The sequence below is a fragment of the Vibrio sp. 1249-1 genome (assembly GCF_033340495.1).
In genome coordinates this window covers 1-966 of sequence record NZ_JAWOWJ010000194.1, presented here as the reverse complement: position 1 = coordinate 966, position 966 = coordinate 1, and the positions used below count along the sequence as shown (strand labels likewise).

The 966-nt window shown below is 42.1% G+C and carries 1 protein-coding gene; it reads left to right on the top strand.

All coding sequences use genetic code 11. The features are described from left to right. The first annotated feature begins 244 nt into the window (after positions 1-244). Positions 245-475, top strand: coding sequence for a PAS factor family protein (locus tag R7Z50_RS25190; protein WP_005479230.1), 231 nt, complete (start codon positions 245-247; stop codon positions 473-475). The last annotated feature ends 491 nt before the right edge of the window (positions 476-966 follow it).

The following is a 966-nucleotide window of genomic DNA, read 5'->3' as shown; positions in this document are numbered from 1 at the left end:
ATTTTTGGCGGCGTGTTCGTTTTTCCTGCTTTTGGTTGTATTCAAACAGTGTTAAATGCCAAACGTTTGCATGATTTCGAGATGTATCTTTCAATTTTTGTCGAAAGCGTCTCAATTTTGTGTTGGCATATCCTTCTCACATAATCTTTTTTAGCGCCGCGTTCTGTGACCTAGCTTCTGATTTGTGGTTTCTAAACGGATACAATATATATGCACCCCGTGCAATAAAATTAAAGGGAATGACATGAAAACGCTTATTTATGACACGTTGATTAGCCTTGCAAGCCAAGAACCAGAACAACATGCACGTATCCGACAAAACCTATATGAACAGTTGGATCTGCCGTTCGATAAGCAACTGGCTTTGTACTCTTGTGCCCTTGGGCCTGCGAGTTCAGGTAAGCTTGAGAGCAGTCAAGGTATCAACAACGCTGTGGATTGCGCCGTTAAACTTCTGGAAACACCAGAACGCTAATCTACTTCGTTGTCTTTATCACGGCCCAATACCCCAAGGGCCGTTTTTGTTTTTTCGTTTCCTCAACACACTTTTCGGCGCCAAACCCTTCTCACCAAACGTGATCTAGTTGCCAGTTTGCTTTTCTTAACTATTTGTTACGTCAACGCATTTTATAACCTACTCATTTACAGCGAGTGGGTTAGGGCGTACATAAGGTTTTGTTGCTTGGAATTTGTTTTTGGATTTTATGTAAATAAAAACAATGGCTTAGTTGCATTTGATTTGCGGATGGCAAGAGCTGTCATCGACTGGAGGTGATTCACAGGCTCTCATTGTGCTAGGCAGGGCGTATCTACGCCTTGATTTTCAGCCTTGAGTTAAGCGCAAAAGGGTGAGGGCGTATCGCGAATAGCTTTTATAATTTCGACTATTGAGTTCATTCACACAAAACAACCAAACAAGTAATCGTGAGTGGAAACGAGCAGGAGAACAACATGAGTGGCTTACAG